The organism is Janthinobacterium sp. PC23-8, from assembly GCF_002250505.1.
GTDB lineage: Bacteria > Pseudomonadota > Gammaproteobacteria > Burkholderiales > Burkholderiaceae_D > Janthinobacterium.
On record NZ_NJGY01000002.1, the window covers coordinates 801667 to 820722 of the forward strand.

Consider the following 19056-nt stretch of genomic DNA (forward strand, 5'->3'; position numbering starts at 1 on the left):
CGCCACGAGATTTAGCGAATCTTGGGGTCACAATGAGGAATTTCGTGACGACACTCAATGCAAAAATCTTGTAAATACACCACCATATACCTATTGCTTTAAAGTTGAAATCACGAGGAATTTTGCGATGAGGCATATCGTCAGCACCCTGATTTTACTACTTCTATGTAGTTGTGCTGCCGATAACCCTTCGCAGGCACTTAGCGCTGACCTTGCAGGCCAAGGCAGCCTCGCCCTCGCCGCTCGCTATGGCGCGCCGGTCAGCTACAAGCTCCAAGGCGAGTACCTTCAGCTGAACTATGGAAGCGCAGCCGCTGGCTGCCGCCTCATCGTGCTGGTCGACCAGGATCAGCGCGTGGTCGGCTGGGCCAGCACCGGCAAGGACTGCGGGACTGACCACATTAGCGCTACGGTCGCGCATTGAGGTCTAGGCGCACCAACTCCGCAATAGACGGCTCTTCGTCCAGCTCTGCACGCAACGCCTCGCGGATCATCCCGACCGCGCCGCCAGTTGGCCCGAGGCTGCGCTCAAGCTGATCCGCCCTGGATGCGATCGCGCGCAGGCGCCTGACCTCCCACAGCACGGCGCGCATGTCGGGCGAGTCGCTACGGAGCCGGATCTCCACCAGCTCGACGGTGGTAAGCGGTTTTCGAAAATTGCTCATGATTAACAATGGAATACTGTACGCACATACAGTATATCGACTTGATGCGTGTTGTACAGTAAACAAAAGTGATGACGGTCATGGCCGTTGCGTCGCGCCCGCCGCTGAAGAATTGGCGCAGCGACGACACCCTGGTGCTGGCCGGCGGCAAGAACGGCGCCTGGACGCCGCACGACTTGCGCTGCACGGGTGCGACGATGATGCAGACGCTGGGTATTTCGCTGGAGTTGATCGACCGCTGCCAGAACCACGTGCTATCAGGCAGCAAGGTGCGCCGGCATTACATGCTGCACGACTATGCGGACGAGAAGCGGGCGGCGTGGGCGGCGCTGGGCGAGAAACTGATTTCGGTGGTAGCAGCATAGCCCATCAATGACTATTTTTAAATTGGTTTAGAGTGCTCATTTACCGAGCAATTTCGGTAAATAGTCCAATGCCAATGGGTCGCGAGTCTTGAAGTAAATTGGGGCATTTTTTGGTATCCACTCATCATCAACAAATTGTATAAAAATTGGCAATACTATATTTGGATATTGGCGCGCCTCAAACTCTTGCCCAGAGGGGAATTTATGATTGTACATTTTATGTAAATCATTCATCTCTGGATGATTTTTTTTAAGATAATTTGCGAACAGTTTTCCGACACTCGTATCTGGCCGCATTTCCTTTCCATCAAAGGCTTTGTTTGGTATCTTATACCCAATGTGTTCAAATCTACCATATAACCTTACAAATAATTCACTGATCACAGAAAAGAAGCCCTTGTCCGTGCGATCCCAATTATCATTGAACCGAACAATGAAGTTTGGAGTTTCTATTCTATCAATCCCGAAGCTTCCCTTTTTCCTGATGGAAGGGATGACTTCTTTGGTTACCCATTTCCTAAACTCTTTGGCCGAGGGCTTGTTGCTCTTGAAGACAAGGGCGTACAAACCACTCTCCGAGATAAGGTTTACGCTTCGATTTTGACCTGATATCGGTAATACCGAGGTCAGCTTTTCATCATCATCAAGCCGCGAAACCGCATCAGTTGCATTTTTTATATCCAAAAGTTTGCAGACCTCTACAGCCACGAACCAGATCTCACCTTCGATTTCGATTGTGGTTAAGTTATCCAGATGTGAATCGTCCTCGGCATATTTAAATATTTGCAATTGCATTATCATTCCAATTTATTAACATCGTCCGAGACACATGCATCGGTCTAACAAATCATAGAACGTTGCGCACGAAATTGTCAAATGATATACCAAAATATACAATGCACAGTAAATTTCCAAAGTCTTGGGCCTCAGCGCCTTGATCGCCCCCCCTACGCCCCCCCCAGGAAGGCCGGGTGCCGCCTGATCCGCCGCACTTGCGCCGCGCGCCCAGTTCGCTAACTAAACTCGAGAACTCCTTGAGCGCTCATGAGGCACAGTAACCGCATCAATCGCGCGTCCGGGCCAAGAAACCACCGATCTGTGCGGCGCCATATCTCACCGCGCAGCCAGATTGCAGTTAGCACCCCCTTGCGCCTCAGCCCACGGCATTGCATTACCTCGCACCACCAGATAAGCCGACAATGCAATTTCTAGGCCGATTTATTTCCCCCACTTATTTTCTTTTGCGTGGCACCCTGCAATAGCAACTTCCAGCTCTCCCTCGTATTTCCGTCCACGCGTCCAGTCCCGCGCCAGCGCCAAGATGATCTCGCCATCAGTTGCTGTCGCCGGCAACTTGTCGAACTCGTAGGCCGGGCGCGGCGGCACCTCGCCGATGCACGGCACCATCACCGGCACCTCGACACGAACCGGCGCCGGCGGCGCGGTGGCGCAGCCGGCCAGCAGCGTGGTCAGAATAATTTTTGGAATAATTTGGTGCGCCATTTGGTGTTTCATCGCACGCTCTCCAGCATCTTCCTGACAGCCGGCATCGCCTCGTCGCAGGTCGTGGCGCTCACGCCGGCCAGCTGCGCCTGCGCCGCCTGATACCTCTTGCCAGCGGCAGCCGCGGCGGCCTGCGCTGCCTCGCCGCGCTGCTGGGCCAGCAGGGTTGCTCGGGCCATGCCGTCGACAGCACGGTTCTGCTCAGTGATCGATGCGCGCAACTCGGCGCTGACGCCTTGCTCCTTCTTCAGCGCCGCCAGCGCCAGATCTCGGTCGCCAGCGACCAGCCACCAGCCGGTGCCGACGGCGCCGGTCACCACCAGCAGCACGGCAGCCAGCACGATGGCGGCCGCCCTCCAGATGCCGCCGACTGCCACGCCGGCCAGCGCAGTGACGGCGCTCACGCCCCATTCTCCAGCAAGACCGTATCGAAATCGGGAATATCCACAGTCTGGCCGGCCAGCTCGTGCGTGCAGTCACCCAGGAACTGGATGCGACCATCGACCACGAACGAATGGCACACGAACGGAACAGGCGCTGGTAACGGCGCATCGCCGCGCATCCATGCCGCGTGCGCCTCGTCGGCCAGCGGCTGCGTGCCGCGCACCAGGATCGACGGCGAGAACGTTGGTCGTTCGGCGTTGCCGTTCCAGGTCCAGCGCGGGCCAGCGCCGGCACCAACCCACACCCGGTGCGGCACACCGCAGCCCGGGCACTCGAACATGAGGCCATCGCCCTGCACGCTTCGCAGGATGCACGACAGCGCGCTCACGCCAGCACCTTCAGCGCCGTTTTGAAATACGCCAGGCGCTCGGCCAGGCCATTCGTGCCGCCGTTGATGCGCCGCGTCACCGCCACCTGGTCGCCAGCGTCCGCCAGCGCATTGAGCCCGCGCGACTGCCAGAACCAGCCAGCCGAGCGGCAGGCGTTGACGGTTTGCTCGAGCAGCGCGGGCTGCGCCAGCAGGTCCAGGCCCAAGGCCTTGCCGCAGGCGGCGTAGTTGCTGCGGCCGGTCACCTGGATCAGGCCACGGCCACGGAACCGCACGCCGTCGCCGGGCTGCACATTGCCCAGATCCTTTCGTCCCTCGTAGGCCGCGCCGCTGGCCAGTTCGCGCACATAGACCAGCTGGCCGGATTCGTGCGCCAGCTGGGCCAGGAACGACGCCTGGCGCACCGGCGTGTTGATGCCGAACTCGGCCATGGCTGCATTCAGGGCAGGTAAAAAAATACCCGCTTTGGCGCGGGCATTGGGCATGATGGTAATGAGTTGCTGGAGCGTCAGGTTCATGGAAGGCTTTCAGGTGGAGGTGGAGGACCGCCGAAGCGGCTAAGTTTGGCCAGGCCGGCAGCCAGGTAGGCTTCGAGCACGCGCGCGCCTCCGAAGCCGGCGAGAGGGATCAGGCCCGCCTGCAGCAGGATCGGCACTTCCTGCCAGGCGCACAGGAAATACGTGACCAAGCCGGCCAGCAGCGACAGCAGCAGATCGCTGGTCACTTCCAGCGGCACGGACTTGATGGTGATGGTCGGGCTGGCGATCTTGCGCAGCGTCGCTGCGGCGCCGCCGATCAAGGCCAGCACCACGGCAACGGCAACGGCCGCCGGTGGAATGGTCGACAGGTCACTGCCGAACGTGGCTTGCGCCGCAGCAGCGCCGGCGCTCCAGAAGCAGCCGAGCCATACCCAGCAGATTTTCTTCAATTGCAGACTGTCGAGCATTGGTTGTCCTTGTTGCGTTGGTGGGCGTCGATGAACGCAATGAACATGATCGTGGCGGCATTCCACAGGTAGTAGGCCAGCAGGCCGCCGCTGCGCAGGTTGAAAAACTCGACATAGAGCTGGGCGATGTAGCAAAACGCCAGGGCGGCCAGGATGTAATGCCGCTGGCGCCGGCCAATGCGCCAATGGAAGCGATCAGGCAGGAAGTCGTTAACGACCGCGTCGAGCAACGCGGCGGCGCCGACAGCCATCAGCAGCCAGATCAGCACGGCGCCGTCGCGCGTCGAGGCCACCAGGTACATCAGCGAGCGCGGGTCGGTCATGGCCACATACCAGGTGACGATGGCATTGCCGCCGACGTACATGCGGAAGACTGAGCCGGCGCGGTCGACGCCGTTGTGCGGGGCGCCCATCACACCGCCTTGACCATCACATACGCCCGGCCATCAGGCTCGATCGAGATCACACGCCCGACCGCGCGCAGGTACTGCGGCATGGTGATATCGTCCGCGTGCACGGCGATGCCGGCAATGCCCTCGCCATCATGCACCGGCACAATGTAATCGCCAGGCTGGGCGCCCAGCACATTCACCGGCACGCGGCCGGCGATGGCGATGCGGTCCACTTTCTGGCGCTCGATCTCCAGGGCGGCCTCGAACGTGGCCATAGCCTTGGCATCCTGCTGCACAGCAGCGGCGTGCACGGCCAGCGCTGCAGCATAAGCAGCCTGTTTCACCGCCCACTCGGCGTCGGTGTCGCCAGGCGTCACTACGTCGTGATATTCCTGTGGATTGGTGCCGGGCAGCGGCTGCTGCTCGGTCACATCAAGACGACGCGGCGGCTGGACTGGCGCTGGGCCAGCTTGAGGGTCCGGGCGCGGCCCGATGCTGCTCGCCCATGTATCACCACCGACGAATGATGGCAGCGTCGATTTAATAGCGAACATGACCGCAGGCGCCCACTGATCGGTGATCGTGTTTTCTGCCGTGATTCCGACGATCTGCCCCTTTTCGACAGGGCCGCACGCCGCCGATTTGACGATATATTCGGCGTAGTCGTTGCCCATGGTATTGACGGTGCCCATCACATCAATCCCGCGATCTGTAACGGAATTTTTACCCACAGACAGCACTGTGGCCCCCTGGGATGGAATCACGCCATTCCCAGCCCATGCCACTACAGATGGGTACTCCGGACTGACGCCAGCGCGAATCAGGCGCTGGCCCTGCAGACCACCCGGGAAAAACCCGGCCATCCCCGCGACCTGCAGACGATCAGCACCACTATCGGACGATGTGCCAACGCCCAGATTACCGCTGGGGAATAATTTCATTTTTGCCCCGAAACCACCGGCGCCGAAAATCAATGTATTTTCTGCGCGGATTCCCATGTCAACGTCCACCCCACCGCCTGTAGTGGCCGTGGCCTGCCCTATAAACGCGTACGTAACAGAGCTAAACGCCATCGACAGATATGCATTTCCGGCAGCGTTGCCGTTGTACCGACCGTAAATGCTGGGCGAATTGATGTTCACAGGGCCAGTGACCGTCCCGCCCGTGAGGGGCAGCGCGTTATAGGGTCCGGCCGCAAATGCGTCCCACATCTGGTTAAGTACCTCGACCACGTTTTTCATACCGGCTGTAAATTTCAATGCCATTTTTAAATTCCTTCGATTTGGAGTGGTGCTGCATAGGTTTCGTAGTACGGCGTGCTGACCGCGTCGAGGTTGGCCACGCGCCCGTACAGCATGTGGTCCTGCTCGAGCACCGGATCTGCATGCTCAGGGAACAGGCTGAACAGCAGTGGCCGCACCGGGCCGCACTCGCGCAGGATGCGCATCAGGCGCGCCCGGTCAGGCGCCGTCAGGTGCGCCAGGTTGATTGCCAGTTTGTCGCTGGTGGTGCCCACTGCGGTTTTGGCAGTGCCAGCGGCAGTGCGATAAACCTCGGTCGTGTCCTGCAGCTGCAGGCTGGCGCCGTATTCGGCGTTGTTCTCGGGCGACCAGTAATTGCCGGCAACCAGGCGCGATATCTCGATGTAGCCGGCCGGCAGGTCCGGGCAATACACGTCGATCACCAGGCTGCGCACGAATACCGGCGCGAACCAGGCCACAGCATCGGCGCCACCACCGCGCGCCCAGGTGTTCGTGCCGCCCCATTGGTAGGCATTCCAGCCCAGCGGCAGCTCGCCGAACGGGTAGCTGTCCAGCGCCGCCTCGGGGCAAGGCATCATCCAGCCCGTGTCGATCACCGGCGCCGCATCGCCCGGCTGGCCGTAGCCGCGCACGCGCATGCGCGCGCTGCTGGTTGCGTTGGTGAAAATGAGCGCCACGCAGGCGATGCACTCCTGCGTGGGCCATGCGGCGGTGATGGTTTGCGTCGTACTGGTCGCGCGCAGTACCGCGCCCTTAGCGTCCCGCTGCAGGTTGGTCGGGCCGAGCGTGCCGGCCTGGCTCGATGCCGTCAGCGTCGCACGGTCGGAGGCGTTGTCATGGATGATGCGAAGATTCGGCATGGTGTCCTCATGGTAAAAACTGGCCGTCGACGACAAAAAACGGGGATTTCTCGGTGAATGTCGAGTCCGCCGGCGGCGCGCCACTGCTGCTGCCGGACCGAAACATCAGACCCGGCGAGTAGGCGACGACGTTATCGCTGGATCGCAACGCAAACTGGCGCCGATCTGTTTTTATGTAGCCTGGCTCCAGGTCGGTATAGGTAACGTCGTAATACGGACTGCTGCCAATGACAACTGGGCGCCCAATGCCAGGCGGCACGACTGCGGCAATGGACAAATCGCCTGCTGCGATGGGCAGCGTAATATTTGGCGCCATAAAATCGTGAGTGATAATGCCGGCACTGTTTCTCAGCCTCAGTCCTGAGGTGCTGCCCGTGCTCGCTGCAGTAATCATGGAAAACGCCCAGATATCGACAGGAAACTGCTGGTCGAATCCGAGAGAATTTGGATTGTCGCCACAATAGGCGCCGATTGTGTACACGCCGTTGGCGTAGCCAGTATCGATAATGCCTACACGTCGCCCCACTGGTAGATCGATTGCCCAGATGATCGGGAGGTCGGACGCGAACGTGTGGCGAGAATAGCCGGCAATATTGGCGCCACCGGATGTAGATGGCTGCACCACAGCAACGAGCGACGCGCGGCCGATACAGGCGGTGCCGCGCGCCTCGCTGTGGACAACTAGCTCCCGGGCGCCGTTTCTAATTTTGAGGCCCCTCATTTGAGATAGATTCCTGCGCTGGTTCGTGTGTTCGGCGCAACTGCTGTGGCAGGGAACGTAAATCGCGGATATCCCATTACCTCGTCGTATTGCCAGGTGCTGCGCACCGCACCATCGCTGAACAGCACAATTGGCGTGTGCCCAGTCGAGAACGCTGGGAATGAATACACACTCGCCGTACCTGTTATCGCAACGATGCCGAGGCAGACACCGCCGACAGCCAACGTCGAGTCAAACACCACGCGCCCCGATTTTCTAATTTTCAGTCCCTTGGTCATGTGATGTACTCTCCTAACTCGACACACGGCAGTGCGTTCACGCCATCGTAGAAATACAATCCGGTACCGGTAAGGTCATACCCTGAGCCGCTGCCCGCGTTGCCGGCCGGACCGGAACGAGTAGGGCTGCGAACCAGATGGAACGATCCTGTGACGCCAGACAACTCGCCACCGAATCGAGCAACGCCGTTGGTAATATCAAATCCCGGCGCATGCACATCACCCGACGGATATACCTCGAAATATTTTCCGGTCGGGTAACTCCCCATCCGGAAAACGTCCGGACCCAGGTAAAACCCGCCTCCAGTCGCCGGCCAGTTCACATCGGTAAATGATCCTCCGCGAATCGATACGCCATACATATCGCCAGCATTGACATTGCCCAGGTTCGCAGACAAGGCGGACAGTCGATCGACGGACATCGCTGCGGCGGCAACCGTGCCACTGACCAGCAGTCCGCCATCGATATGCGTACCCATCAGGAGCCAGCTCCCGTTATCGAAAAACTTGGTCAGGGTAAATGTCGGCGCCGAGATGATCGGACCGTACAGCGTGACCACATCTCGATTGATGGGCGCACCGAAGCCGGCGGCGGTCAGTTCAGCGGCGGCCGACGCATCGGACCAGGTCGAGTACCCGCCAGCCACCACCGTCTTGGTGCCGCGCTGTCCCTGCGGGCCGGTGGTGCCAGGAACTCCTTGATCGCCCCGGAATTTCGACCAGACGTAATCTTCCTTGTTGCCGCTTTCTGACTGCACCGCCCGATTTACAGACAGACCGATATACATCGTGGTCGGGCCTGGAATATCGTATAGGCCGGCGCCATCGGCATAATCAGCGTATTTAATCCAGGTATAGAGCGATAGCCCGTCCGCGCCTGGTGCGCCAGGCACTCCATCGACACCCTTGATCAGCGACCAGGTGTACTGCGCAGGATCTGTGCCTTCAATTGCAGTCGTCTGGTTGTAGGCCAGTCCGATGAATGCCTTTCCAGCAGGGTTATCGGTCAGGCCCGCACCAGCGGCGCTGTCCGCGTACTTTACCCACGTGTACAGCGCCGGCGCCGCCGTGCCGGGTACGCCCTGGTCACCCTTGAATTTCGACCACACGTAATCGGCCGGGTTACTGCCCTCGACTTGGCTGGTGCGATTGGTCGAGAGGCCCAAGTACAGCGTATTGGCGTTCGGTGTGTCGTACATGCCGGCACCGTCCGCGACGTCCGCATACTTGATCCACGTGTAGAAGGTCTGGCCGTCGGCACCTTTCACGCCAGGCAGGCCATTTGCACCGTCGGTGCCCGGCACGCCATCAGCGCCACGAATCAGTGACCATGCGTAATCGCCTGCAGACAGGCTCTCCACTGGCGTCAGTTTGTTATAGGCAAGCCCGATCCAGGCCTTGCCGGTAGGATCGTCGACCAGGCCAGCGCCTGCGGCCGTATCGGCATACTTCACCCATGTATAAAGTGTCGGCGCAGCCAAGCCTGGGGTACCAGGCACACCTTGATCGCCCCGGAATTTCGACCAGACGTAGTCCGTCTTCACCAGGCTTTCAACGGCCGTCGGCCGATTGGTTGCCAAGCCGATATACAGCGTGCCGTCGTTTGGCACGTCATACAAGCCGGCGCCATCAGCCTGGTCGGCGTACTTGATCCACGTGTAAAGGGTGGCTCCATCGGCACCCTTGGTGCCGGGAATGCCATCCGTTCCTTTGATCAGCGACCAGGCATAGTCACCAGGCGCTGAACTTTCAACGGGCGTCGTTTTATTGTAGGCCAGACCAATATATGCTTTACCGGATGGATCATCAGATAACCCAGCACCAGCGGCGCCGTCAGCGTATTTGAGCCAAGTGTAATAAGTTGTCGCTGCAGCACCAGGCACGCCTTGGTCGCCCTTGAATTTCGACCAGGTGTAGTCCGCCTTGTTGTCACTCTCCACCGAAGTAGTCTTGTTGGTCGCCAGTCCCAGATACAGCGTGGCGACCGTTGGCACATCGTACAGCCCGGTACCATCCGGAAGATCCGAATATTTGATCCACGTGTAAGTCGTCAGCCCATCGGCGCCTGGCGCACCCGGTACGCCGTCCGTACCTTTGATCAGCGACCAGGTGTAATCCGCTGGGTTCGTCCCCTCGACCGGTGTTGTTTTGTTGTAGGCCAAACCGATAAACGCTTTGCCCGCAGGGCTATCCGACAGTCCTGCGCCTGCTGCGCTGTCGCCGTATTTGACCCAAGTGTAGTACGTTGCGCCATCGACACCGGCGGCGCCATTGACACCGTCGAACACCTTGCTGACCACGGCCGAGCGCAGAAACTCGACGCCGGACTCGGCGTCTTTGACCTTGGCCTGCACGAAGGCCACATCGACCGACATATCCACAAACCGCAAGGTGGCCACTTTGCCGTCGACGGCCAGCGCCGCGCCGGCAGACACGCTGAATTCCACAGTGCCGGTAATGCTCACCAGTTCCGCAGTGATCGTGATCGCTGCCGGCGTAGGGTTGCCGGTCCGGCTGACGGCAAACACCGGTGTACTCGCCTGCAGCAGCAATGTTTTCTCCACCACCGACACAAAATAACGCGGCACCGTATTCATGATCAGGCGGTCGCGCTCGCCCAGCAGCGCGCTCAAACCATCACCCCGACGGTCACGCGGCCGGTCAGCCAGTAGCGCGACAGCAGCACCACCACGCCAGCGGCGCCATCTTGCAGGCCATAGCGCGCATCGGTCAGGGTCACGGCCTGTCCCAGTTCCAGCATCATCATCTCGGGTTCTCCATCAAATTCGTAGATCGTGCGCGGCACGCTGTTCAATGCCAGGCGGCGGGCCGCTTCGGCATGCGCGTCGGCGCGGGTTTTCAGGCAGGTTTCGACCTGCACCGGGTCGTCGCTGATGCGGTACCGCGCACGCACGGCCTCGTCGGTGACGGTCTCGGTCAACCACTCGGTGGCGTACAGGTCGGCGTGCTCTGGCGGGATGCTGGTCGTCAGGCTGGCCTGCACGGTGTAGTTGCGGTCAAAGGCAATTTTCACAGCAGCCGCCACCGGCAGGCGCTGCACCGGGTGCAGGCTGCGCTCGCGCATGTGGTCCGGCCCGATCTGCACCGGCACGCCCAGGCCCGGCAACGCGACCTGCACCAGGCGCAGCTGGCCGGTGCGCGACATGATCGCCTGCGCGCCCACGCTGGCCGCCAGCTGCTGGATGGCCTGCGCCTGGTTGGTCCGGTCAGCCACGTACAGGCCCACCAGCTGCGGGTGCGCCGCGTCGAATGCGGCCAGGTTGGCCAGGTCCAGATCGGTGGCGGTGAAGCGATCAGCCGCCTTGCCGTAGCCGGTGGCGATGCGCTGCACCAGCGGCGCGATGCGCGGCGCGTAGCCGGCCACGTTGTCGCCCTGCACGCTGACGGTGATCACTTGGGCCAGCGGGTTGGTGATCAGCGTGAAGCGGCCTGCCGCATTATTGATCGTCGCGCCCACCGGCTTGCCGTTGGCGCGCACCTCGGCAATCGACTCGACCGCGCCGAGGAATCCGTATTCCAAGGTGGCCGGGTTGGTGGCCAGCGGCGAAACGTTGTGGCATTCGCCGAACGGCACCGGCAACACCGCGTCCTTGTTCTGCGTGGCGCCGCCCAGCTTGGCCTCGGTGATCGGCGTATTGAGGCGCTGGAGCTTGTCGCGCAGCGCCAGGTTGATCGATTCGCGGCCCGACACGCCCACGTCGGCGATGATGCCGTCGAACACCAGGCGGAAGTCGGCGCGCGCCCAGGCCGGATCGCCGACCCAGACTCGGATCGCCCGATTGGACCACACGTCGACCAGCCAGCCGTCCAGCGCGCCGTCGGCGTTGTCCAGCTCGATGTCGCCGCCGGACAACCCGGCCTCACCGGTCAGGCTGACCTGCTCGGTGAAGGCCAGACCGCCGGTGACCAGCGGCTGGTACTCGACGTTGGCCGGCGTGTCGGCCGGGCCGGTGGTGTACAGGCGCGACGCGAGGTAACGCGTTACCTCGACGCCGGCCACGTTCACCTGGGCCTCGATCAGCACCATGCGCGTGGCGGCGCTCTCCTGCAGCCACGCCAAAAACTGTGCATCTGTCATTTTTGATACTCCACTGGTTTTCCCCAGGCCGATGTCTTGGCCGATTTTTCAACGCCAGCAACGACCGTTTTTGCGGCGCTGGCGTTCGACTCGACCGTGGCCTGAATAGTGGCGCCGGTCTGCTTTTTCTGGTCTTCACGCAAGCCCTTGATTTCGACGGTTTGAGCATCGAGACGTGAGTTCAATGCGCGGATCTCAGCGACCAGCGCATCGGAGCCAACATTGGAACCGGCCGAATAGCGCGTGGCATCGAATACCACCGGCACCGGCGCGCTGGTCATGGCGGCCTGCACGGCGACGGCTGGTGCATTCGTGAATTCCACGCCCAGCCCATTCGATACGCCCATCGCCACTTGCAGGTTGGCGATCGCCTGCGCCACCGTCAGCACGCTGTCGTTGATGGTGATCAGACCCAACACCTGAGCCGTCAGCGCATCCAGGCTGGCCTGCGCCACATCGACCTGCGTCGATGCCCAGCGCATGGCCTCGTCGTTGGCAGCCATCACGCGCGCGTAATCGGCCACGTAGCGCGCATCGGATGCATTGACCACCTGCGAGGCCGACAGGAAAGCCTGCTCGGCGGCGGACAGGCCGGACTGCGCCGTGCTGTCACCGGCGTTTGCTGCCGCCAGGGTTTTCTCGAACTGGGCTCGTGCCTCGGCATATTTCTGCTCCGGCGTCAGGGTCGACTGGGCGCCCAAGGCCATGCTGGCGTTCAAGCCGTTGAGGGTGACAACCCACGATTTCGACTTATCCAGTGCAGTCTTGGCAGCCGTCGATTCCGTTTCGTATGCCTTGGCGAGCGCATCCTTGGCTGTCACCACGGCCTTGGCAGCCTGCACCTGGTCGAACAGCGCCCGGTTGACGGAAGCCAGGCCGGCACGCTGGATAGCCAACAGTTCGTTTTCGCTTTTCGTCAGCTGGTTCAACTGCTGCTGCAGGTCACGGTGCTCGCTGGCGATCTCTGAAGCGGTTTTCGCTGCAACGGCGAACTCGCCCGTCGCAGCTGCCAACTCGGCCGCGTAGTCGGCCGCCTTCTTGAACGGCTCGGCGATCGCGATCAGCTGCGCATACATGGACTGGCCCGCCGTCGTGCTGAGGTCCTGCGCCAGCACCAAGGCCTTGAACTGGTCGACCGTGGTCACGCCCGATGCGCCCAACTTGCCCATGGCATCGTTCGCCGATTTGGTGATCGGTGCCATGCGCTCAGCTTCAGTCAGGAAGTTTTCGACAAAGTAGCTGGTACCGCTGGTCAGCTTGTCGAGGCCGCCGGCCGCATTGATCAGCCCCTCGCTCAGCGACACGGCGGCCAGGCCGGTGACGCCGAACGATTTATTCAACACGGAAAGGACATCGCTGACCTGCATATAGTCGTTCGACACGCGCGCCAGCGTTTCAAGATAACCCTCGCCGACGGCCTGGTATTGCTCCAGGCCAGCCACGCCGAAGCTGGCCATGTCATCACCCAATTTGCTGAACGCGGCTTCGAGCGCTTTCTGCAGATCGTCACCACTCAGCCCCTTGAGCGACACATCCAGGCCGACCACAAACGAATTTAATTTCGCGGAGAATGCATCGCCGCCCAGGCCCAGCGCCGACGCCGCAGAACGCACGGTATCGCTCAGACCCATGATGATTTTGGCAAACTGGCCGTTTGCCTCGGCGCCGAGGCCGGACAGTGCGCGATGATATTTATCGCTTGAGAACCAGCCGCCGGAAGTCTTCGTGTCCGTGTACTGGCTGGCCGAGACCCCGCCCGCCTGAATACTGGCCAGCGACGTTTTCCCGAAAGTGACGCCAGTATCGAGCGTCGTCGTTTTCCCGCCGAAAATCGAGCCGATCAGGCCGCCGACGGTTTTGCCCAGCAGCCCACCGATCAGCGGAATTTTCCCGAGCACGCTATCCGCGAATTTCTGCGCGGCACCGAGCGAATCCGGCGCCGTGGCGCCAGTCACGCCCGCATTGCGCACCAGCAGACTGCCCAGCCCGCCGATGCCCTGCACGATCTGGTGCAGCGAGCCGACCATCTGTGCGCCCTGGGCCAGGCCCAGGCCGGAGTTTTTCTCCATGATGGCCAGGCTGTGAGCGATCGATTCGGACTTCGCGGACGAATTGCCCAGCACCGAGCCGGTACCGGTGGCGGCCTGCCGGTCTTTGGCGGTCGTGTCAGCACCCCCACCGCCTCCAGCAACAGCAAAGCCCAACGCCGCCATCACGGCCGCCATCGCTGCCATGCGCGCCCAGGCAGAATACGGATCGCCCTGTGCCTGGGTTGCCACGCCCACGGCTGCGGCGGCAGCGCCCTTGGCCGCAGATGCAGCCAGGTCCGGTGCCACGCTGGCCACCGTCGCCGCTGTTTCAGTTGCTTTAGCAGTCACAAACAGGCCCGTGAATGCCGTAAGCAGTCCGCTTTTGGTGACCATGCTCTGGATGGCCATGGCCATTTCGAACGCGCGGTAAGCTTTCTCTGCGCCTTCCAAAGCCCTGTAGCCGGCGCTGTTTTCCTTGAAAAATCCCTTGGCGGCGCTGGCCATGTCGCCATAGCTCTTGATCTGCGCCTGGGCGCCCTGCTGTGCCGCCATGCCCTGGGCTTTGGCAACCTTGTCGCGATCGCCGTGAGCGTCTTGGATCGATGACTTTAATTGCGCAGCGACGGCCGCTTGCGTGCGCTCGTAGCCCGTCAGTGCAGTAGTCAAACTGCCGATGGCTTTGCCGACGGCTCCGAATGATTCGGCCATGCCGGTGGCAGCAGCCTGCGCCGCCGTGTCGACGGCCGTCAGAATATCCAGCAGTTCCTTGGCCTTGGCGACGTCGGTGCCTGCCTCCTGGGCCTGGGAGATGCCTTGCACGGCACGAAGGCGTTTCAGACCATCAATTTTCAAATTGTTCAGTTCAATGGTTTTTTCAGCGCCGGCGATGCCAGCCAATGCTGCGTTCTTTTCCGCGATATCAGCGATCATCACGGCCGTCTTGGCCGCTGGCAGCATGCCGTAGGTTCGTATCTGCATTTCAACGGCCGCCACTTGGTCATTGATCGACGCGATTTCCTTGTTCGCGGCATCGGTGGCAGCCGTCGCAGTTGCCGCCTGGCGCAGGCGCTCTTCCTCGTCGCGCATAAAGCTCGCGTCGAAAAAGGCCTTCTCGGCCGCGTCGCGTTTGCCCAGGATCTCGTTCAGCTCCTTCTGGTGCTTGGCCGCCTCGGCTTTGGTCGCGCTGTTGTGCCCTTGTAGTGCGCCGATCTCCTGGTCAAAAGCATCGATCTCGGCCTCGTAGGTTTTCAGGGCGTAGTCGCGCTTGTTCTGGTAGGCCTGCTGTACGGACAGCTCGCCACCCTTGAGGTACATGTCATCGAGCTTGCCCAGGGCGTCGTAGTGCGCTTTGGCAGTTGCCGCTTCCTTCGCGTATTGCTTGATTTGATCGGCGAGTTCAGTGTTTTCGACCTGATCAGCTTTCGGTTTGGTCTGCTCTGTGTGCGCCTTCGTTCGGGCAGCGATACCGGCGGCAACAGCTTCAGGCGTGAGTAGTGGCGAATCCGGGTCGACAGCCCTGATTGCCTCGCGATTCTGCTTGTAAGCATCCAGGGCAACCGCCAACTCACTCATTCCCTTCTTCTGCATGCGGATATCTTCGGCGTGGATCATTGCGGCAGCATGAACAGCGCGAGAATTATTTTCCACGGTCTTGCCTTGTGCAATTGCGGCAGCATCGGCTTGATTCAGCCGGTCAACAGCATCAACCAATTTAAGAACAACTTCAGCGCGCTTTTCCTGAAATGCAGGAATAGGGAAATCAGCAGCGCGGCCATATTGTTTATTCTCAATAGCCATTTTCGTATCAAGATCCGCCAGCCATCCGCTATAAGCCTTTACATCACGCCCTGGAGTATCTTTTTTTCCATATTCGCCAATTGCGTCCATCGCCTTGCCAATTGCCGCAGTAATCCCATGCCATGCCTTTGCTACACTGCCGAGATTTTCGATCATTTGATCAGCGCCATCCTTGGTGGCCCTTGCAAATTCGGCGGTGGCTACTGCTGATGCGGCCTTTGCATCGCCATCCTTCTCCAGTGCTCGAATCTGCTCATAAACAGAGAGCGTCAAAAAGTGATACGTATCGTCAAGCTTGACGGTCGCACGAGTGATCACCTCCGTAGCGCGATTGGTGCTACCAGTCGACTGAACGGCCAGGGATTCGAATTCTTTGATGGTTTTTTTGACAGAGGTTCCAGTCGCATATTCAAGAGCGATGACAGCATCGGTGATGTATGCGATCTGGTCGCCGGTAAATTTACCCGTGCCAGTCAACTCCGTAACAACCTTTTTAGCCTCGCCAATACTCCCATGCGCAGCAGTCGCGGCATGCGCCAGTTCATTCAGCTTGTCACTGGTGACGCCTGCATAGTTGTTGGTCGAGATCAGGGCGTTATTCATCTCACGCTGCTCGCTGGCACCTTTGATCATCGCGTACGCTACCGTGCCCAGGGCGGCGGCGAAACCCAGCACGGCCAGGCCGGTGCTGCTGAACAGCAGCCCGGCAGCGCCGGTTTGTTCGCCGAGAACCATCATCGAACCGCCGAAGCGCTGGAATTGGCCCTGGCTCAGTTCGTGGGCCAGTACCAGCAATTCGCGCTTGGCGCTGGCCGACTGGAAGCTGAAGCCTTCCATGTGTCCGCCGGCCTTCTTGGCCCCCTCTCCCGTCTCGGCCAGCTTATTGATCAGCGGCGCTGCAGCGTCGGAAACTCCCAGCTGGGCTGCGCGGTACGTTTGCAGTTGCTGTGTCGTCATGCCCAGCGTGGCCACCTGATCTTGTAAGCTTTTGATAAAGCGATCGCCGGCGGCAGCTGCGCGATCCTGCGCGCCAGCGGCATCACGCGCGGCCCGCTCTTCACGGTGCATCGCATCGATGCTATTGCCCAGAGCTGCCGCTTTGGTCTGGGCTGCACTACCCAGGCCCAGCTCGGCAGCACGATAACGCTCCAGTTCGCCGCGCGCCATGCCGAAGGTGTCAATCTCGCGCTGCAGCTGCACCAGCATCTTGTGATTCGACTCTTCGAGAGTGCGCGCGGCTTCGGCAGCCTGGCGCATGAGGCGGCTCGTGTCGGCCATCGCGCCGTTGTAGTCGGCCTGCTTTTTCCATGTACGCTCCGTAGAGGCACCGAGGCTGTCGATGCCAGCGGCGGCGGCCTCGCTGCTGCGCCAGACGCCCATTGAGGAACCCATGAAGCCATCAAGCGTGTTACTGCCGCCGAGGAAGACAGTTCGAATACGGGTAGCGGTGGCGCCCATAGCGTCAATGGAGGTGGTCGCCGCATCGACTTTTGGCACCAAGCGCGCGCCGGCCTCGCCGATGGCGTCCACGGCCGCAGCGCCTTCGGCAGTTTTCCCCTTCGCGTCAGTACTGGCTTTGCCAAGTTTGTCAATGGCCGTCGTCGCGCTATCAACCTTCTTCTCGACACCCTCACTTGCGGCACCGAGGCGGTCCATAGCCTGGGCGCCTTGCTCCAGTTGGCGCGTATCAATCGAAAGTCTTAGTTCAGCAATGTCTGGCATAGATCGCCCATAAAAAAAGCCACCCGAAGGTGGCTATGCACGAAAAAAAAGCCAGCAAAAGCTGGCTCGGAAAATTATTAGGGCTTTTCTTTGATTCCCCACTCGACTAATGTCCAGTAGTTATGATCACTGCGCTTCATATCGGTTTGCGCTTGCACTGCCGTCGATAGTGAAATTTGCATGACATTGTCTTTCACTTGTAAAACGGTCCATTTCTGATTTGCTTTCAAGTTTCCGCCATGAAAACAGAATGGATCGTTGTTTACGATCGTAGCCCAAGCGGTAAGTTCGCCAGCATCCCGATGCTGCAATGCTTTGGAAAAGGCGGATGGAAATTCACAGCCATACGACGATTCCATCATCGATACCACATCGTCGGCATGAATCGCATTTGGGTCGTTTGCAATAGCTTTCCGCTTATTCGAATCCGCAATGCCGAAAATGATCGCACTGCCCAAAAAAAGAACGACCAAGACCGCAACTGCCCATGCAACATAGTAGAAAATCCCACGGGACTTCCTTGCAGGCAATCCGTCGGGCGACGCGACCGGAGTAGAAAACTGCGCCTCCACGCCGGCTACTTGCGGGTGGCCACATTTCGGACAGGCATTTGCCAAGTTACTTATTTTGCTCCCGCACTCAGTACAGTCGATTAATGCCACAACACCTCCTCGTTTATCAAGGGGCAATGTTACACCAATGCCATCAAGCAATATAACCTGACCATACCAAATCTCGCATGTTGTGTCATTTTTCTGACGATGGCTTTTGCATCTGTGGCAACTAAGGCTCGTTTTGGTGGTACATGAACAGCGCATCCAGGCGATCAATCACGCCTTCCTCGAACGGATCGAAGCGAATGCCGTGGCGCGCCTGCCAGGCCAATATCTCGGCGCTGGACAGCGCATTGACTGCCATACCGCACTGTCGTTTCTGGTTCAGCTGGGTGAACCAAGTCCAGAGGTATGCCAGCTCGGGCGGAAGTTGCGGCACTGCCGGCGCCTCGGGTGCGCGGTACAGCGGGTTTTGTCTGGCAGTATCCAGGTGATCGCCCTTGGCGTTGCCATCGCCTGCCACTGTCGCGCGATCGAACAGGTGATCGGCGTACAGCAGCAGGGCCTGGATCAGACCTTCAAAAAATTGGCGTCGTTTTCCAGGGCGGCCGTTACGCGCTCTTGCCAGGTCGGGTATTTGTCGAACGCCGCGGCGATCATCGACTTGTCGAACGCAACCGGTGCGCCGTTGCTGGTGAAACCGTACCAGTCGACGGCCACTGCCAGCGCCAGGCGCTTCTGGTTGTCATCGATGACGGTCACCAACTGGTTAGAGCCTTCGTCGGTCGAGGCATCGATGGCGGTCTTGCGCTTGGCCGACTTCTTGTAGCCTTCGGCGCGCAAGGCGTGGTTTTCCTTGCGGTATTCGTCGGAATTCTTGCCGACGATCTTGATGCCGGCCACGGGCTCGCCGTCGGCGTCAAAGATCACGGGCACGTCGAAGGTGACGCGCGCGGCCGGCGCGGACAGGTTGGCGATGTCGAAGCCGGCGACTGCCAGGGCTTGAGCGGTGTTCAAGGAAGCGATGGTATTCATGGATATTGCCTTTTCGTGGGATGGAGAATAAGTGCCCGTGCCGGCCGCCGCGCCC

At 60.2% G+C, this 19056-nt stretch carries 20 protein-coding genes; 2 read left to right on the top strand and 18 right to left on the bottom strand.

Translation table 11 applies throughout. From position 1 onward, the window contains the following. The first annotated feature begins 127 nt into the window (after nt 1-127). A complete protein-coding gene (locus CD932_RS18670; protein WP_094444257.1) occupies nt 128-424 on the top strand; it encodes a hypothetical protein in 297 nt (98 codons plus the stop codon). Here the strand turns inward: CD932_RS18670 and CD932_RS18675 are convergent. After that, a complete protein-coding gene (locus CD932_RS18675; protein ID WP_094444258.1) occupies nt 408-665 on the bottom strand; it encodes a hypothetical protein in 258 nt (85 codons plus the stop codon). The genes CD932_RS18670 and CD932_RS18675 overlap by 17 nt on opposite strands. 71 nt (nt 666-736) lie before the next feature. Here CD932_RS18675 and CD932_RS18680 point away from each other — a divergent pair, with 71 nt between their 5' ends. Next, nucleotides 737-1030, top strand: coding sequence for a hypothetical protein (locus tag CD932_RS18680; RefSeq protein WP_217907313.1), 294 nt, complete (start codon nt 737-739; stop codon nt 1028-1030). A gap of 36 nt (nt 1031-1066) precedes the next feature. On the opposite strand, the gene CD932_RS18685 is transcribed toward CD932_RS18680, so the two are convergent. From CD932_RS18685 to CD932_RS18755, 17 genes are all read right to left on the bottom strand, one after another. Continuing rightward, nucleotides 1067-1825, bottom strand: coding sequence for a Bro-N domain-containing protein (locus CD932_RS18685; protein WP_094444259.1), 759 nt, complete (start codon nt 1823-1825; stop codon nt 1067-1069). A 423-nt stretch (nt 1826-2248) separates the two neighbouring features. Continuing rightward, entirely contained in the window at nt 2249-2545 is a 297-nt protein-coding gene (locus CD932_RS18690; RefSeq protein ID WP_094444260.1) for a hypothetical protein, read from the bottom strand. Then, entirely contained in the window at nt 2542-2937 is a 396-nt protein-coding gene (locus tag CD932_RS18695; protein ID WP_094444261.1) for a hypothetical protein, read from the bottom strand. Before CD932_RS18695 ends, CD932_RS18690 begins: the two co-directional genes overlap by 4 nt. Further along, nucleotides 2934-3305, bottom strand: coding sequence for a DUF6527 family protein (locus CD932_RS18700; RefSeq protein ID WP_094444262.1), 372 nt, complete (start codon nt 3303-3305; stop codon nt 2934-2936). Before CD932_RS18700 ends, CD932_RS18695 begins: the two co-directional genes overlap by 4 nt. Beyond that, nucleotides 3302-3823, bottom strand: a complete 522-nt coding sequence (locus CD932_RS18705; RefSeq protein ID WP_094444263.1) for a glycoside hydrolase family 19 protein — start codon at nt 3821-3823, stop codon at nt 3302-3304. Before CD932_RS18705 ends, CD932_RS18700 begins: the two co-directional genes overlap by 4 nt. Then, entirely contained in the window at nt 3820-4251 is a 432-nt protein-coding gene (locus CD932_RS18710; protein ID WP_094444264.1) for a phage holin family protein, read from the bottom strand. The genes CD932_RS18705 and CD932_RS18710 overlap by 4 nt, the downstream gene beginning before the upstream one ends. After that, nucleotides 4230-4664 (bottom strand): hypothetical protein, encoded by a 435-nt coding sequence (locus CD932_RS18715; RefSeq protein WP_094444265.1) that lies wholly within the window; start codon nt 4662-4664, stop codon nt 4230-4232. The genes CD932_RS18710 and CD932_RS18715 overlap by 22 nt, the downstream gene beginning before the upstream one ends. Beyond that, a complete protein-coding gene (locus CD932_RS28365) occupies nt 4664-5908 on the bottom strand; it encodes a hypothetical protein (protein WP_141213303.1) in 1245 nt (414 codons plus the stop codon). The genes CD932_RS18715 and CD932_RS28365 overlap by 1 nt, the downstream gene beginning before the upstream one ends. Before the next feature lie 2 nt (nt 5909-5910). Continuing rightward, on the bottom strand, nt 5911-6765 hold the full coding sequence (locus tag CD932_RS18725; protein ID WP_094444267.1) for a hypothetical protein: 855 nt from the start codon (nt 6763-6765) through the stop codon (nt 5911-5913). Between the two features lie 7 nt (nt 6766-6772). Next, on the bottom strand, nt 6773-7486 hold the full coding sequence (locus tag CD932_RS18730; RefSeq protein WP_094444268.1) for a hypothetical protein: 714 nt from the start codon (nt 7484-7486) through the stop codon (nt 6773-6775). Continuing rightward, the gene (locus CD932_RS28370; RefSeq protein WP_141213304.1) at nt 7483-7764 is read right to left on the bottom strand and encodes a hypothetical protein; all 282 of its coding nucleotides are present in this window, start codon (nt 7762-7764) and stop codon (nt 7483-7485) included. Before CD932_RS28370 ends, CD932_RS18730 begins: the two co-directional genes overlap by 4 nt. Beyond that, entirely contained in the window at nt 7761-10397 is a 2637-nt protein-coding gene (locus CD932_RS18735; protein WP_094444269.1) for a hypothetical protein, read from the bottom strand. The genes CD932_RS28370 and CD932_RS18735 overlap by 4 nt, the downstream gene beginning before the upstream one ends. Then, nucleotides 10394-11863, bottom strand: a complete 1470-nt coding sequence (locus CD932_RS18740; RefSeq protein WP_094444270.1) for a hypothetical protein — start codon at nt 11861-11863, stop codon at nt 10394-10396. The genes CD932_RS18735 and CD932_RS18740 overlap by 4 nt, the downstream gene beginning before the upstream one ends. Further along, nucleotides 11860-17412 carry a phage tail length tape measure family protein gene (locus CD932_RS18745; RefSeq protein WP_094444271.1) on the bottom strand — a complete coding sequence of 1851 codons (5553 nt, stop codon included), beginning with the start codon at nt 17410-17412 and terminating at the stop codon, nt 11860-11862. Before CD932_RS18745 ends, CD932_RS18740 begins: the two co-directional genes overlap by 4 nt. Before the next feature lie 77 nt (nt 17413-17489). Continuing rightward, nucleotides 17490-18074: a zinc ribbon domain-containing protein gene (locus tag CD932_RS28970; protein WP_176461050.1), complete on the bottom strand. Its 585-nt coding sequence runs from the start codon at nt 18072-18074 to the stop codon at nt 17490-17492. 121 nt (nt 18075-18195) lie between these two features. Then, nucleotides 18196-18489, bottom strand: coding sequence for a hypothetical protein (locus CD932_RS18750; protein WP_094444272.1), 294 nt, complete (start codon nt 18487-18489; stop codon nt 18196-18198). Between the two features lie 47 nt (nt 18490-18536). Further along, nucleotides 18537-19001 (bottom strand): hypothetical protein, encoded by a 465-nt coding sequence (locus CD932_RS18755; protein ID WP_094444273.1) that lies wholly within the window; start codon nt 18999-19001, stop codon nt 18537-18539. Between the last annotated feature and the right edge of the window lie 55 nt (nt 19002-19056).